The organism is Rhizobium sp. 'Codium 1', from assembly GCF_020889605.1.
Taxonomy (GTDB): domain Bacteria; phylum Pseudomonadota; class Alphaproteobacteria; order Rhizobiales; family Rhizobiaceae; genus Allorhizobium; species Allorhizobium algae.
In genome coordinates, this window is the sequence record NZ_JAJGPW010000002.1 from 277,773 (window position 1) to 294,276 (window position 16,504).

The following is a 16,504-nucleotide window of genomic DNA, read 5'->3' on the forward strand; positions in this document are numbered from 1 at the left end:
CGCATCGACCTAATCTGCTGCTGGAAAGGATTCAGGTCGCGGCCAGTGAACTCATGAATTGTTGACAACCGCCGAGCCTTTTGGCCATGTGAGCCGATGGATTCGTTGCCGGAAATAATGATTGCTCTCCGCGCTGCGCGGTCACTTCTAGGACTCAGTCAGGATGAGCTGGCTGACGTCGCCGGGGTGAGCCGACAAATGGTCGTGCGGATCGAGAAAGCGGATGGCAGCGTCTTGGTGGATGCAGTGACGAAGGTACGTGTCGCACTAGAAACGCGGGGTGTCATATTTCTTGAGGCAAGCCGCGACCATGGTCCTGGCGTGGCTTTGTCGAGAAAAGTAACGAAGGAACGCAGTGCGGAGCTCTACATCGCCACATGAACCCGGTACGCCTACCACGTAACGCTGCTTGTGTGACAGCGTAGCAACCGACGTCATGGCATCATGTCGGCATCAAGATTCAGGATAGTAATCACACCTTCAGCCTAAATTCGGAATGACTGCTCCGTTATCTTGCTCGACGACTGCTTCATGTGGAGGGGGTTTCCTGTTCATCTTCACCCCCCTTTCCTGCTACTCCCCACATCTTCTGATACTCCAACGGCGGAACTCCATGGCGAACCATGAGGAAGCTGACGAGCAAAATCGATGTTAGTTGGGTGACCTTAAAGAAGCCGTCTGTGATATCGTAGTAGTTGGCCTCGTTCTTCCTGGGATCCTGACCAAGGATCACGAATTGCGCTGTACGTGTTGCATCATCAGTGCCGGCCAGCACAGGCCAGAAATGCCGGAAGGAGAGATGAACGAAATCACTGAGCTCATCGTAGAACGGCCTAGTCCAAGGATGTTCGTCAGTCAGCTTGTTCTTCAGATAGGCATCCATCATCTTCTCGCCATCGGTCGATTTCAGCTTCCGATACGTCGTCCTGCCGAAGAAGATCTCCGCGATATCATGCTCCGGGTCGGTCATGTATTTGATCCCGTTGATCCGCATGGCCGTATCCAGTTGCGTGCGAACCATGACCGCAGCCGATGAGAAGTTCCAGCCTTCCACTAACGTCCGGAAGGCCAACGCTTGCGACAATGTCCGTTTGATCGCACCAAGCAAAATGTATCGACGACCGTTAGATTAGTAGATTTCGACACAACGAACGACGCATTCCGCACCAGTCTCTTTTCCATGTCTTCGATGGCAGCCAGCCGTTCGGCTAATGGCTTTTGAGATTTCTCAGTCACTGCAACGTTCCTTAACTCAAGTCCGCGACCATAGCCGATTTGTGCATCGCGTCACCACCATTGCAGACGTATGAAAACCATCACCGAAATTGCTGATCGTTTTCACGGCGAGATCAATATCGTGAAGTATGACGGTCTCCGAACAACTTCCATCCATACAGACGTCGACACGCACGAAGAGCTAGACCACAGTACTGGCCGCCATTATCTCGAGTATTTCCTGAAAACACCCCTTGCGGTTGAAGCCGTTCCGTGCAAAGCTGAGAGTGTTCTGGGAGGCTCGCATGAAACGAACATTGTATTGGTTCGCGGTTGCGAGCCCGTTGTTCATTGCTGGTTGTGGCGAATACCAAATTTGCGGCAGATCTGGCGCTCCAAATTGCTGTGCTATTAAGTATGGCGATGATAGCAAGGTATCTTACTGCGTCCCTAGTTGTACGGACTGCATCAAGGCGGCCTCCGAGTCTGGGGGATCTCCGAGCTGCCCTGCGGAAGAAAGCGGCTGGAAAGACACCTACACTTATGAAGGTTGCAAGACCGGCGAGAGAAAGAAGTCGCTTTTCAAGGCAGACGCAGGTGGTCTAATCGAGGCGCCACAAACGCCTGTAATCAAGGTCAAGATGACAGACGACCCGCTCGACTGCGCTGTCATATGCGAGGATACCGACAACGGCGCATGCGCAGCCGCCAAAGTGGTTCCAACCACCGCACAACAGTTGCAGACGTTCCAAAAGCGCCTTGCCTCCGCTAACGGCGAGATTCCGGTTTCCGAGATCCATAACATCTTCAACGTGATGGCTTCGGCCGACACCTGCCGGCGCCAAGGGGTCATCGTTTCAGGCAATGTACTAGAAAATCGCGGACCATACGACTGCGATATTAAAACAGCTTTCTCGATCGGCGCGAAGGAAATCCCGCTGACACTGAAAATCTCACAGAAGATCCAAGGGACAATCTCGGACGCTGGAGGCGTGTTCTCGATCCGCTTCCCCGACGACGAGCATTCCGGCACCATCCAGATCGGCGATGCACTACTCAATCAAAAGTACGGAGGGGCGGTTACCAATGTCGATGTAACCGGGGGAAACGCGTATTTTAGCACGCCGAATTCCTGCATCGCGTTATCATTGGAGTAGCGAAATGTGGCGCGTGAGGATCATCGTTGCTTCGACAATTTACTTTGCTCTGACCTTGCCTGCCGCCGCCCAGTCAAAGCAAGAGGTACAGGCTGCGCAGGAGAAGCTCATAGAGCTGGCGAGTACTCCCAATGTTGAACCATTGTTCGACGACGAGTTATATCTGAAGGCATTCGGCACTCTGCCCATGTCGCCTTTGCCCAAGAGGCTGACGCGTATTGCAAAGCTACTGGAAGGGAAGCCGGGCCTGGAGGTGCTAACCGAGGCCCCAGGGTCCTCAATATCGTTCACTGACTGGCTTGTTGTAGCCGACAGAACCTACTGCGCTGCCCGATACAAGCTTTTTGAAGAAGACTTCGATCTCAACATCGAGAGCCTGGAGCGGCTGCTGATGTTGATCACATCCGACCCGACCCTGACCGAGGAAGCACGGGAGCAGCAGGCAAAAGCGGTTAAGCTTGAGGTCTCGGAGGTGAAGGATTGTCGAGAAGTGGGGGAAAGGCTGGTCGGGTCGCTTAGTCCGATGGGAGGAGCGTCGAAATGAAGACCGTCCGCAAATTGTTGCAAGGCTTTCTGGCCATCAATCTTGTCTGGTCAAATGGCGCGGCTGCTCAGACCGACGCCTGCATGGAACCTATCGATTTTAAGCCGACAGTCTCGTCAAGTATTCCCGTAGAGAACGTGCGCTTCGCATTTCGTCCACTCACGAGGGAGGTCTGCCTTCCGAAAAAGGGGGGAGGCTGCACACCGAAGACGGAGATACGCGTGGGGATGACTATCGCCTCCGTCGTTGCGGGCAGCACATTCCAATCATTTGTGGATAAGGGCATCCGCGAAAGCTTGACAAAGGAGGGCTACTTGCCCGAGCACAACGGCCTCGACACCAGCATTGGCGCGATCCGCTCCAGTCCGGCCTCGAAGGACGACCTCCGTACGGACTTTGGGTTCCATGCGGAAAAATGGGGCAGCATGACGGGCTTTTGCTGCAAAGGATTTTCGTGCCGGAGATGCGAGTGGAAGACTCGCCTTTGGGAGCGGACGACAAATATCGACATTGACTCTTCGCAAAAGATAAGCGCGGATCAGACAACCGTCAGCTTCGCCACGGTAAATGTTGATGTGGAGGATACGCCGACCTGGCTCGAGTTTCTGGCTGGCTTGGGGCTTGCCGGGGCGATTGTGCCGCAATTTGCGTGGCTGGGGCTCGCTTTCACGGACATGGCCATCGACGAAATAATGCAAAACATCGAGGACGGGATAGGAAAGCCGAGCGCACCGCTTCCGGGACAAAGTGTTTCAGAGTACCTAAAGGCGTATTTTGGGGCCGACGAGGTCAGTGCTTATTATTGGCCTAGGCTTGAGCTCATCCTGAACGCAATGGTAATCGACTCACCGACCACAGGATTCCAACTAGCCCCACCATGGGGCTACCAGCTCAGCAAGACAACCAAAGATGATGCAAAGGGCCTTTTCGAATACGCGGATTTCTGCGCTGCGATCCGCCCGGTATTAGAGCAGAAGGTCGGTGCAGCGGACTATTTCAAGCCGTTGGACCCAATGGTCGTTGAGACGAGCGGAAATTTCGAACAGCAACACACGATTGCCGTTGGCGAGAACGTCTGGCGTCTCGCACGCGATTTCTATAAAAATGAACAGCTTTTTCGATTTGTCATAAAGACAAATGGACTCAACTCCGAGGCGATCATTCAGCCGGGTGACACGATACGGATGCCCAGCATCGAGCAGATTGTCAATTCCGGCTACCTTGTTGGTGATCGTGATACGCTATGGGGGATCGCATCCGAGCTCTACGGCACCGGACAGCAATATCAGCAGCTAGTGAAAAAAAATGAGATCGTGGAGCCAGACCTCATATACCCGCTTGACGTGTTGTCTAAATAGGAGGCGGCGATGACCGTGTCGAAACAGAGTTGGGTCGATGATGGACACTGCGATCTTCCGCAGGACCTTACTGCGCGGTCTCGCAAGAGGAAGGTCCGCCAGCACGGCGACACGAGCTCCTACAAGACCTTGTTGGCGCAGCCCTTTACTACTGAGACGCAAATTTGCAGACCGGGCACGTCCTGCGATTGGTTCGTCCGTGGTAAGGAGGGCGACACCGTCAACGTTATATTGACACGCGAAGCCAATAGCGGTGGGCATCAGCATACCGGCGGCCCCATAGGGTCGGCCTCCCCAAGTCAATTTATGCTTACAGGCCCCTACCCGCAGAACAAAAAAGTCATATACCGCGCACCAGCGGCGTGCGGTATAATAAAAATTGTCTGGAAATTCTCATCCGGTGCTCCCGATACAGACTATGTGCATATTAAAGTCGAAGGCTTGGAGGCCCTAAGCGGATCAAAAAGCCTCATTCTGATCGGAGCGACTTCGAGGCATCCCGACAATCATTATGGCACCTCGCAGATGAATACCCAATTGCACTCGTTGGCAGATAAATTCTTTGCCAAGTTCAGCATGCCCATTGCTGTCAACGACATGAGCCTAGTGTGGGGTGGTCTCTTCGACATTGACGGCACTTGGGGAGGGCCTCATCAGACACACCGCGAAGGTCGGCACGCTGATGTACGAAGCCAGACCATGGACGACATCCAGAAGGAATTCTTTCGCGTCGAGGCTGAGAAACTCTTCTCGGGTGTCATGTTGGAATTTGCCGGCCAGACAAATGAACATTGGCACCTGACGCAATGAGCCTGGCTGTGCGTCTCTGACTCGCTAGTCGCTGTAGATGGCAATCCCAATGGCCAGCGGCGAGGGAGCCGCTGCCTGGGTTCAGTTCACATCAGGACCGCATCAACATTAGCTCGTCTTCTTTTTTGTCGAAGGAGTAGCCTGCCCCAATCGTCGCCGCCGCACCAGTCAGTAAGAGATTATCGAAATTCCCGTCCAACGTCGCTGTGATGTACGACTAGATGGGGTCGGTGCACCTCCCGGCCTCTTAGTAGACCGTATCGCGTGTGGTCCAGGCTAACAGCCATAACCGGAATCCGCGCTTATGTGACGACTCAGAGAAGCCACCGCTTTCTTCCACCTACGAGCGGACCAAAATCTGGATTGATCGAACCAAAATTTGGACTGTGAACTGATAGCTCTTGAGTACCGGGGCGTGAGAGCCTCGCTGTACCGCGCCACGGGGCACTCATTAAGCTGCGTTTCCCCGTACGTCTCGCTCGATCCTTACCCTACCATGGGCGGCGGCGTCACCAGCCACAACAATAAGTCGATCTCGTTGATCGGCCAGAATACCAAGGACACGTTCATATTGGATGCGCAATATCTTGACGACTTCATTCTCCAGAGCAGCGGGTAACGTCGTACCGGCTACTTCCTCGACCGTAGCAAAGAAGATCGGTGTTCTGCCCAGGCCGTAAGATGCCACCAGTCGCCGAGCAATTGCAGTTGCGCGTTCCACGTCACTACCAATAAGTCCTCCTGATCCCAACGACCGGTCAGCGAAAACGGTAGCTTCCGCTGCCATTCCAGCGATTGCGACCGCAATTCTGTTAAGAAGGGTGGTGTCGGTGGGAAGGTGGTCGTCGACAAGGTCGTAGGACGTTTGTCCGCCGGCATATGAGGTTGCAGTTGGGTCGAACGATTCCTTGATTTCGATTGTCGCAGATGTCGCATAGCCGAGTGCCAGCGAAATCAACGCATGTCCGGCCTCGTGCACGCCGAGGCGGAACATCTGTTCCGGCGTGTACTTTCGCTTTTCCGGTATTTGAGCTTGCAGGTCGCGTAGATCAAGTTCGCGCCCCTCGTCCCTTGCTTCTTTCCGCGCGTTCCGCACCAACTCTTCCAGTGCGGCAGGCGACCTGCCTTCGAGACCGTTAGCAATCTCGATCAAGGATTCAGGTGGCATGCTTACCCCGGCATGGTACCGAAGAATCTCCGCCCTGGTGGCAGCATCGGGAGGCGTCAGTGTGAAGTGGTTCTCAATGCGCCCGGCCCGTAAGATCGCCGGATCGATCCATTCGATGTAGTTTGTGGCACCGATTACGATAACGCCTTCGCCCGGGGTGTTCATCAGGCTAAGGAATTCATTGACAACGACCTGCCAGTAAACCTCGTTGGGATGGCCGGTCGGTCGGGCAGGCCGCGTGCCAACACTGTCGAACTCATCAATAAAGAGCACGGCTCCTCGCTTACTTCGGGCATCATCGAAACTTCGTCTCATCGCATTGATCATGTCATCAAGATGGCCGGCCGATTGCCAGGAGCCGACCGTTGTGCAGACCAGTCGAAATCCTAAAGCAGTGGCGAGCGCCGAAGCAAAGTAGGTCTTACCCACGCCCGGCGGGCCCGATAACACCACACCCCTCGTGACGTGCCTCCAGTCCAACGTGCCATGTCGCCAACGATCCACATCCTTGGCTATGCCTCGCCCCCAATCCTTCAGTTCGTGGTAGCCAGGTAGGTCAAAAAGACTTGGCCCTTGCCCGTCCGGTCGATCGAGATCACTAAGCGCGAGGAGATCATCCGCTGTCCATTCTCTCTTGAGTATGCCTGCAATGATAACATTCTCAGTTTTACCAACCAGCGCACCTACATGCTCTTTGGCCAGCAAAGGGAGGCGCAGAACGCGTCGGGTCGCAAGAATGTCGCGAGTGGAAGGCGGCGGTAGCGGCACAATCCGACTTGCCACAAACCTCACGTCCTTATGCACCTCGTTTATATGAGTTGCGATACGACCCTCAAGCCTTGCAGATCAAAGATTGAGGGCGGACTGTCGATCGATCCTTTTCTCTTCGGCGGATTGGCAAGGCGGACCTTTGTTCGCGGCTCTCCCCATTCCTCGGCATCCGAATTGAGAAGCAGGTAAGCGGCCCTCTTTTAGGGCTGAGCGCGAAAGCCGACGGGTATAATGATAATGACGAAGCCATCATCCAGCTTCACCGTAGGACCGCAGTCTTTAATTGACTGCCGCAATCCCCAGTAGGCCAGAAGTGCACTCGGATCCTTGGCGAGATTACGGAACCGATCACGGAAAGGAGCGCGGTTCATGTCAATGCCCATCTCGCTGCATTGGGTCCATCAACCGATACCAGCGATTCAGGGTTCGCGCGAGCTGCAGTCCAGGATTGAAATAGAAGATTTGGCTGGTTACCACCTCCCGCCCATCCGGAAGCGAGGGGTGCCCATGTACAGTTCCCTTGAGGCCGTGACACCATCCAAGAACAAATTTGTATTCGGTAAGAGTGGGTGCGGTCTCAATAATACGTCCAATGTCTAAGTTACCGCTGTCTACCTTCCGCAGATCATCCAACAGCTTAGCGGCCGTCACCGGATCAATTAGAGATGATGTCAAAGAATTATCTCCCGGATAAAATGAATAATTGACGAGAATAACACCGGAGAATTTCATCCGCAGAAATATAGTCCCTCAACCGATCGATGATGTATCGGTGGACGGGGCGATCACACGCGAATAACATTTCAACAGACTTTAAGATAAAGCTGGAGCCGGTGTTCTAACGATTGGCGGCTTGGAGCCACGTTAGCTACGCGCAGGTTGCCCTATGCCGAACCGAGTTCGTACCAACGGTTTGAGCAGCGAGCTAATCGTCTCTTTTCTGAAATGAGATGGACGGGTAGAGTGCAGTCAAATTCGCCCAATTTGTCGTGCTGAAAGCACAGTCCCTTTGGCTGCGTCATCCTACCTATCAAAACCGGAACAGGTCTCATCTCTATACGCCAGTCCTTTATGACTGGCGCATTGACTTCGCAGATCTCTGGGAGGTGCCCAGAAGCGTGTAGTGTGAGCAGATCGGCTCCTAGTTGGTGAAAGCGTTTCGCATGTCGAAAGATTGCCTTCGACGACGAATTGTTGACATCATCTCCAAAGCGCAAAAATTCCATCCCGGCGCCCCCTGCGATCATTTTGCTCATGTGGTGAACACTATGCTCACGAATCAGTAATGTCAACATTGTTTACGTGTAGGGAGAACTCGACCAGGTTCACAGCAACAAGTGCAGCCCGTCGCTTCACCGTTGACAGTGAAATCTTGAGTTCTTGAGCGATGGATTCCCCGCTGCGCCCTAAATCCCTAAGCCGATGGACCTCTGACACCTCGGCAGAATTTTTGTAATGTTCTATTTTTATCAATATTTTCCAGTAGTTAGAGCGGTTCGCATTTCTGTCCACTCTGGTGCGCCATTTTTCTCCATCAAAATATTGATTTCCTTCGCATCCAGGTGCTGACGGCACTCGGAATTGCCGAGGGCGCTGTCCTCCCTTCCGCTCGCCAAACAAAAAACCCCGCCTCGAAAGGCGGGGTTGCTTTTCCTGCACCGGGTATATGCCGCGGGCTGCTGCTGTCCCGGCCTTAGAGGGCCTGGTAGGCGGCGACGATGGCTTCGACCTGGGCCGCATTCATCGCCTGGATCTGGGCGGTGGTGATCGCCTGGATCTGGTCGCTGGTCAGGTCGCCGATGTCGTCGGTCGACAGACCGGCGATGGCGGCTGTGCTGATGGCGGCGATGTCCTCGATCGAGAACTCGACCAGGTCTTCGCTCCCCAGCGCGCTGATCGAAGCAGAGTTGAGCGCCGCGACCTGGGTCGAGGTCAGGGCCTCGATCTGGTCCGTGGTCATGGCGACCAGCTGGTCGGTCGAGAGAGCCCCGACGGTCCGCGAACCGAGTGCCGCAATCTGATCCGTCGAGAAGGACACGAGACCGTCGGTCGAGAGGCTTCTCGCCTGCGTCGATGTCAGCGCCGCGATCTGGGCGGTCGAGAGACCGTCGATCTGGTCGGAGGTCAGGGTCTCAACCTGGGCGGATGTCAGCGCAGCCACTTGGCCCGATGTAAGGCCGGCGAGCTGTTCCGAGGTGAGTTCGGCGAAGTTGTCGGTCGACAGTGCTGCGATGGTTCTCGTGCTCAGCAAGCCGAGTTCCGTCGAGCTGAAGGTTGCCATGTCTTCGGTTTCAAGACCGGAGATGGCAGCCGTGCTGAGCGCTGCGAGCTGACCGCTGGAGAGCACCCCGATCTGCTCGGAGGTCAGTGCCGTCACCTGATTGGAGGTCAGGCTTGCAAAGACCCGCGTTCCAAGGGCCGCGACCTGATCGGTCGAGAACGATGCGAGGTTGTCGGTCGACATGGCAGCGACCTGGGCACTGGTCAATGCGCTGACCTGCAGCGTGTTGAGACCGTCGATGTCGTCCGTGGTCAGCACCCCGATCTGGGCCGTGGTAACGGCGGCGATCTGGGCGGTGGTCAGACCAGCCAGCTGGGTCGAGTCGAGCGCGGCGAAGTTCTCGGTCGACATGGCAGCCAAAGCCCGGGAATTGAGGGCTGCGACGTCGGTCGGCGCGAATGTCGCGACATCTTCGGTCGAAAGACCCGCAATGCCCGCGGAGCTGATCGCTCCGAGCTGCGCTGTCGAGAGATAATCGAACTGGCTGGACGTCAGCGCCGCGATCTTGTCAGAGGTCAGGCTGGCGATACCGGCTGTTGCCAGCCCCGGCAGCTGATCCGAGGTCAGTGCTGCGAGGCTATCGGTCGACAGAGAAGCAATCTGCGTCGACTTCATGGCGGAGATCTGGGCAGAACTCAGACCGGCGACCGTCGTGCTGTTGAGCGTGGCGATCTGTGCCGTCGTCAGTGCTGCGACCTGGGCAGTCGTCAGCCCGGAGAGCTGTACCGAGTCGAGAGCGGCGAAGTTCTCGGTGCTGAGGGCAGCCAGCGTTCGGGTCTGGAGAACCGCGAGTTCAGCAGAGTCGAGCGTCGCAAGATCTTCGGTTGCAATGCCAGCCACCGCAGCAGAGCTCAGCTGCGAGAGCTGGACCGTCGAGAGGGCTGCGAACTGCGCCGTATCGAGCGCCCCGACCTGGCTGGCCGTCAGCGATGCGACAGCGCGGCTGGAAATGGCCGCGACCTGATCGGTGTCGAGCCCGGCAATGGCATCGGTAGACAGGCCGCTGATGGCTGCCGACGAGATCACCGCGATCTCGTCCGTCGAGAAGGTGGCGATATCGGCGGCGGAAAGGGCGGCGAGGTCCGCAGAGCTGAGGGCCGCGATCTGACCGGAGGTCAGCGCCAGAACCTGATCGGTGCTCAGTGCATCGAGCTGTTCGGACGTCAGCGCACCGACAGCGCGAGAGTTGAGCGCCGCCACCTGATCGGTCGAGAGCGAGGCAATGTTGTCAGTCGACAGGGCCAGGATCTGCAGGGAGCTGAGGACGCCCGCCTGGGCGGCCGTCAGACCATCGATCTGGTTGGAGTCGAGCGCGCCGACCTGCGCAGTCGTCAGAGCAGCGACCTGGGAGGTCGTCAGGCCGGAGAGCTGCAGGCTGTCGAGCGATGCGATGTTCTCGGTCGAGAGGGCTGCGATTGCCCGCGAATTCATCGCCGCGAGGTCCGTCGATTCCAGTCCGTCGAGATCCTCCGTCGTGAGACCTGCGACAGCGGCAGTCGAGAGGGCTGCAAGCTGGGCCGTGCTCAGGACGCCGATCTGATCGGACGAGAGGGCGGCAACCGCGTCAGAACCGAGCGCGGAGACGGCGCGGGTATTGAGCACAGCCACCTGATCGGTCGAAAGCGAAGCCAGCGCGTCGGTGGTCAGAGCGCGGACCTGCGAGCTGGAGAGCATGGCGACCAGTGCGGTCGTCAGGCCATCGAGCTGGTCGCTGATCAGCGTTGCGACCTGTGCGGTGGTAAGCGACGTGACCTGGCTGGTCGTCAGACCGGAGAGCTGGGTCGAGTCGAGGGAAGCAAAGTTGTCCGTCGAGAGCGAAGCGAGAGCCCGGGAGTTGAGCGCCGCGAGGTCCGTCGATGCAAAGGCATCGAGGTCTTCGGTCGTCAGGCCGGCGACTGCGGCACTCGTCAGGGCAGCGAGCTGTGCCGTCGACAGCACACCGATCTGGTCGGACGAGAGCGCGGCAATCGCATCAGACCCGAGCGCTGCAACGGCGCGCGTGTTGAGGACAGCTACCTGATCTGTGGAGAGCGATGCCAGAGCATCCGTGGTCAGCGCGCGGACCTGCGCGCTGGAAAGCAGGGCGACGACATCGGTGGCCATGCCATCCAGCTGATCGCTATCGAGCGTGCCGACCTGTGCGGTCGTCAAGGCCGCAACCTGGCCGGACGTGAGACCGGAGACCTGTGCCGAGTCGAACAGGGCGATGTTGTCGGTCGACAGGGCTGCGATTGCCCGGCTGTTGAGAACCGCGATTTCGGCCGACGTCAGCGTGCCGATGGCGTCGCTGTTGAGACCGCGAACCGCAGCCGAGGTCAGGGATGCCAGCTGGGCGGTCGAAAGTGCGTCGAACTGTGCCGAGCTGAGGACGTTCAGCTGAGCAGACTTCAGCGAGGCGATGGCGCGCGTGCTGATCGCACCCAGCTGATCGGTGCTGAGAGAGGCAACTGCATCGGTGGTCAGGGCGCCAAGCTGGACTGAGGAGAGCGTGGCGATCTGGGCGGTCGTGAAGCCATCGAGCTGGTCGCTGCTGAGCGTGCCGATGATGGCCGTGGACAGCGCCGCGATCTGCGCCGATGTCAATCCGACGAGCTGGTCCGAGGTGAACGATGTGAACTTGTCGCTCGAAAGGGCAGCCAGCGAGCGGGACTGCAGGGCAGCGAGGTCAGCCGAGTCGAAGGTTGCGAGATCTTCGGTCTCAAGGGCTCGGGCTGCCGTCGAGCTGATGGCGCTCAGCTGGGATGTCGACAATGCGCCGATCTGATCGGACGTCATCGCGGCGATCTGGGTGCTGTCGAGAGCCATCATGGCCCGCGTATTGATCGCGGCAATGAGGTCGGTCGACAATTCGCCGATCACGGCGGAGGTGATGCCACGGATGGCAGCAGAGCTCAGCGTTGCGAACTCGGCGGTGGTGAAGGTTGCGATATCCTCGGACGACAGGGCAGCGAGGTCGCTGGACGTCAGGGCCGAGATCTGGGCGGAAGACAGAGCCTCAATCTGATCGCTCGTCATCGCGCTCAGCTGAGCGGTCGTCAAGGCGGCAACGGCGCGGCTGCTGAGAGCGGCAACCTGATCGGTCGACAGCGAAACCACATTGTCGGTTCCGAGCGCGACCACCTGGGCAGAGCTCAGAGCCGCAACCTGGGCCGTGCTCAGACCGTCGATCTGGTCGCTGTCGAGGACGGCAACCTGAGCGGTGGTCAGGGCAGCGATCTGAACGCTGGAGAGAGCCGTCAGCTGCTCGGATGTCAGGACAGCGACGTTGTCGGTCGACAGGGCGGCCAGCGAGCGGGAGTTGAGCGCTGCGAGCTCTGTCGATGAGAATGTGCCGACATCTTCAGCTTCGAGGCCCTTCACTGCGGCCGAGCTGAGGGCTGCGAGCTGCGAGGTGGTGAGGGCCGCAACCTGGTCGCTGCTGAGTGCGGCGACCTTGTCGGACGTCAGGACTGCGATCACACGGCTGCTCAGGCCTGCGACCTGATCGGTGGAAAGCGATGCCAGTGCATCGGTGGTCAGGGCCTTCATCTGGGCGCTGGTCAGGCCGGCGAGCTGAGCCGTGCTCAGGCCGTCTGCCTGATCCGAGGTCAGCGTGGCGATCTGGGCAGTGCCGAGAGCGCCGATCTTGGCGGCAGTCAGGCCGGCAAGCTGGGTCGAGTCGAGCGATGCGAAAGCGTCGGTCGAAAGGGCAGCCAGGCTGCGCGATGCGAGAGCGGCCACGCCGTCCGAAGTCAGCGTGTCGATGTCGTCGGCGCCGAGGCCCTTGACGGCGACGGAGCTGAGGGACGCGAGCTGGCTGGTCGTCAGTACGCTGATCTGGTCGGTTGTCAGCGCTTCGACCTGGGTCGACTTCAGGACTGCGACAGAGCGGCTGTTGAGGGCCACGATCTGGTCGGTCGAGAAGGAAGCGAGATTGTCGGTCGAGAGGGCCGGGATCTGGCGCGAAGTGAGCGCCGAGATCTGCAGCGAGGTCAGACCGTCAATCTGTGCGGAAGTGAGGCTGGCGATGACAGTCGTCGAAAGGGATGCGATCTGCGCGGTGGTCAGGCCGGAAATCTGATCACTGTTGAGGGCAGCGAAGCTGGCGCTCGACAATCCGGCGAGTGCGCGGGTGCTCAGCACCGACAGTTCGGCAGAGGTCAGCGTTCCGATGTCTTCGGCCTCGAGGCCGGCGAGCGCCAGGCTTCCGAGCGCCGTGAGCTGGGCGGTGGACAGTGCGTCGAACTGCTCGGAGCTCAGCGCGGTCACTTGCGTGGATGTCAGGGCGCCGAGGACGCGGCTGCTGAGCCCGACCATCTTGGCGCTGTCGATGACGGCGAGCTGATCCATCGTCAGACCGCGGACAGCGACGCTCGAAAGGGCGCCGAGCTGGCTGGAGCTGAGACCGTCGAAGTCGTCTGTCTGCAGAGCGCCGACCTGGGTCGACGAGAGTGCCGCAACCTGAGAGGTGCTGAGGGCAGCAACGTCGTCGCTTGTGAAGTTAGCGATCGTCGCAGTGGACAGCGCCTTGATCTGGGTAATGCTCAAAGAAGAGATAATCGAAGTCATATGACGCGCGCCTTCAACGTTTGCGGTTGGCCGTTGCATTCCTTGCCACCGATCAGGGGGGAGCGCATGAGGGCGCCGACCGTCACGACCTCGGGAGCATCCTGCGCCCTGAGTGGCTGCTATCCGCGCACAGACGATCGTCTGGTAACGTCTGTGCACGGTGTCCTTGCGGACGAAATTTTTGCTGGAACATGGCTCGACCGAGCCGGCGTTGGAGAGGGCATCATGCAGCAGAGTTGACCTCTGCTTCCCACACCTTGAAAGGCTCGCATCCGGATCCGGACACGGACCTTGCCTCACCGCACCATGAACAAACGGGTGGGGTGAGACGAGTCTTGCCCAGATGATTAGGGCTCACACTCTAATTTTCCATTAACAGACGGCCCTGTAACGCACTGAACTATTCTTGGGCGTGAGTTACGTTCGTCCTGCCTTTCCGGAAATTCTATCGCGAAGGCGAAGTGATTTGGCAAGCCTCAAGTTTTAGCCGGACTCGTTCACGCAAGCCCAAAGCAAGCTAAGCCGAATAGGTGTTGCTCAGACACCGCTGCGCGGGAACGAAACCTGGCCTCTTGGCCGCCAACAGATGTGATGTCGATGGTGATACATACAGCATTCGCCCCGGAGCAGAACGCACAGCTTTCAGCAGCAACAGACAAGGCAAGACGCCAGAAGCTCTCCCTGCTCGAAGTTCTGCAACTCGCCGAGCAGTGGGGCGCCGCAGGGCAGGCAGCACTCTCCGCCGAGCTCTACAAGACCTGGACCGCTTTCAACGACCAGAGCCCGCTGCTCCACCTCGCCTTCTTCAACTATTCTGTCATCCTGAAGCAACTCGGTGACACGCCCGGCGCTATCAACGCCCTCAAGGCGGCCCTGAAGGCCGCTCCATTGATGGGTCAGGCGCATATCAATCTCGGCCGCACCTATGAGGATTGCGGACTGGGCGCCCAGGCGATCCAGCAGTGGCGCAATTACGTCGACGCGACCGCGGAAATCACCCCCGACAAATCCGTCCACCGCCTGATGGCACTGCAGCACATCGGACGCGTGATGGAAGGCGCAGGGCTCCTTGAAGAGGCCGAGACCGCGTTGTGGCAGGCGATTGAACTGAGGCCCGACAAGCCGGAGGCAGGCCAGCACTGGATTTCGGTGCGCCAGCATCAGTGCCGGTGGCCGGTGGTCCAGGGTTCGGAATTCGTCACGAAGCGCCAGATGCTCGATTCGATTTCGCCGCTTCCGCTGGCTTGCTATGCAGACGATCCCCTGTTCCAGATGGCAAAGGCCTATCGCTACTACAAGATGCTCGCCGGCCGGCCTGAGCCCGCACATCTCAACAAGCCGGAACCGCGCAAGAAAACCGGCACCGACCAGCGTCTTCGCATCGGCTACGTCTCCTCGGACCTCCGTGACCACGCTGTCGGCTTCGCGCTCAGCGAAGTGCTGGAGCTGCACGACAAGTCTTCCGTCGAGGTCTATGCCTATTACATCGGCGAGGCCCGCAGCAACGACGCGACCCAGACCCGCATGAAAGCCGTCATCGATGTCTGGCGCGACGTCACCGCCATGTCCGACTTCGAGGCGGCGCGGCAGATCATGGCCGACGAGATCGACGTGCTGATCGACGTCAACGGCTATACCAAGCTGGCCCGCACGAAGATCTTCTCCTACCGCCCGGCCCCTGTCATCGTGAACTTCTGCGGCTATCCAGGCACCATGGCGAGCCCGGTCCACCAGTACATCATCTCCGACGAGCAGATCATCCCGCCCGGCAACGAGATCTACTACACCGAGAAGGTTCTCCATATCCCCTGCGATCAGCCTGTCGACCGCAAGCGCGTCATCGGACCGCGCCCGACCCGCGCGGATGTGGGGCTGCCCGAGGATGCCTTCGTTTTCGCCTGCTTCAACGGCATGCAGAAGATCACTGCAGCCGTCTTCACGCGCTGGATGGCCATTCTGACCGCAACGCCCGGCAGCGTTCTCTGGCTACTCGGGGGATCGGACGCCGTAAACCAGCGCCTGCGCGATCTGGCGACCTCGGCGGGTGTCGATGCCGCACGGCTCTACTTTGCCTCCAAGGTGCCGAACCCGAACCACCTGGCACGCATCGCGATCGCCGATCTCTTCCTCGACACCTTCCCCTACGGCGCCCATTCAACGGCATCGGATGCGCTGACCATGGGTCTTCCGGTCCTCACCATTCCAGGCAAGACCTTTGCGTCCCGCTTCTGCAGCAGCATTGTGAAATCGGCTGGTATTCCCGAACTGATCTGCGCGACACCGGACGACTATGTGAGGAAGGCGATCACACTGGCGAAGGACAAGGCCGCGCTCGGCCAGATCCGAGCCTCGCTGCAGGCCCAGCGCGACACCTGCGCCTTGCGTGACATCCCTCGCCTCGTACGCCGCCTGGAAGAACTTTACTGGCAAATGCAGGGCGAGCGCGAGCGTGGAGAAACGCCCGTTCCTGATCTTTCCAACATGGATATGTACTACGAGATCGGCGCCGAGGTCATGCTGGCGGAAGTCGAGTTCGAAGACGAGGCTGCCTATCGCAAGCGCTACCGGGACCGGATTGCCGACTGGCATGCGTTTCACCCGGTGCCATCAGACACGCGCCTCTGGCAGTCGCAGGACGCATGACCGAAAGCA

At 58.5% G+C, this 16,504-nt stretch carries 10 protein-coding genes; 6 read left to right on the forward strand and 4 right to left on the reverse strand.

The window, feature by feature from the left end:
* The first annotated feature begins 117 nt into the window (after positions 1-117).
* On the forward strand, positions 118-381 hold the full coding sequence (locus LJE98_RS06535; RefSeq protein WP_229574941.1) for a helix-turn-helix domain-containing protein: 264 nt from the start codon (positions 118-120) through the stop codon (positions 379-381).
* Between the two features lie 148 nt (positions 382-529).
* Here LJE98_RS06535 and LJE98_RS06540 read toward each other — a convergent pair whose 3' ends face one another.
* Complete coding sequence (locus tag LJE98_RS06540; protein WP_229574337.1) at positions 530-1,108, reverse strand: hypothetical protein; 579 nt, start codon at positions 1,106-1,108, stop codon at positions 530-532.
* Positions 1,109-1,520: 412 nt separating this feature from the next.
* Here LJE98_RS06540 and LJE98_RS06545 point away from each other — a divergent pair, with 412 nt between their 5' ends.
* From LJE98_RS06545 to LJE98_RS06560, 4 genes are read left to right on the forward strand one after another with little or no spacing between them, the layout of a single operon-like run.
* Entirely contained in the window at positions 1,521-2,372 is an 852-nt protein-coding gene (locus LJE98_RS06545) for a hypothetical protein (protein ID WP_229574339.1), read from the forward strand.
* 13 nt (positions 2,373-2,385) lie between these two features.
* On the forward strand, positions 2,386-2,916 hold the full coding sequence (locus LJE98_RS06550) for a hypothetical protein (protein ID WP_229574340.1): 531 nt from the start codon (positions 2,386-2,388) through the stop codon (positions 2,914-2,916).
* Complete coding sequence (locus LJE98_RS06555) at positions 2,913-4,274, forward strand: LysM peptidoglycan-binding domain-containing protein (protein ID WP_229574342.1); 1,362 nt, start codon at positions 2,913-2,915, stop codon at positions 4,272-4,274. The genes LJE98_RS06550 and LJE98_RS06555 overlap by 4 nt, the downstream gene beginning before the upstream one ends.
* A 9-nt stretch (positions 4,275-4,283) precedes the next feature.
* Positions 4,284-5,084: a hypothetical protein gene (locus LJE98_RS06560; RefSeq protein WP_229574344.1), complete on the forward strand. Its 801-nt coding sequence runs from the start codon at positions 4,284-4,286 to the stop codon at positions 5,082-5,084.
* A gap of 451 nt (positions 5,085-5,535) precedes the next feature.
* On the opposite strand, the gene LJE98_RS06565 is transcribed toward LJE98_RS06560, so the two are convergent.
* From LJE98_RS06565 to LJE98_RS06575, 3 genes are all read right to left on the reverse strand, one after another.
* Positions 5,536-7,056 (reverse strand): AAA family ATPase, encoded by a 1,521-nt coding sequence (locus LJE98_RS06565; protein WP_324255816.1) that lies wholly within the window; start codon positions 7,054-7,056, stop codon positions 5,536-5,538.
* Between the two features lie 339 nt (positions 7,057-7,395).
* Complete coding sequence (locus LJE98_RS06570) at positions 7,396-7,755, reverse strand: hypothetical protein (protein ID WP_229574348.1); 360 nt, start codon at positions 7,753-7,755, stop codon at positions 7,396-7,398.
* Between the two features lie 961 nt (positions 7,756-8,716).
* Positions 8,717-13,852: a beta strand repeat-containing protein gene (locus LJE98_RS06575; protein ID WP_229574350.1), complete on the reverse strand. Its 5,136-nt coding sequence runs from the start codon at positions 13,850-13,852 to the stop codon at positions 8,717-8,719.
* Positions 13,853-14,449: 597 nt separating this feature from the next.
* Between LJE98_RS06575 and LJE98_RS06580 the strand changes: the two genes are divergently transcribed.
* Positions 14,450-16,495: a glycosyl transferase gene (locus LJE98_RS06580; RefSeq protein WP_229574352.1), complete on the forward strand. Its 2,046-nt coding sequence runs from the start codon at positions 14,450-14,452 to the stop codon at positions 16,493-16,495.
* Positions 16,496-16,504 lie beyond the last annotated feature (9 nt).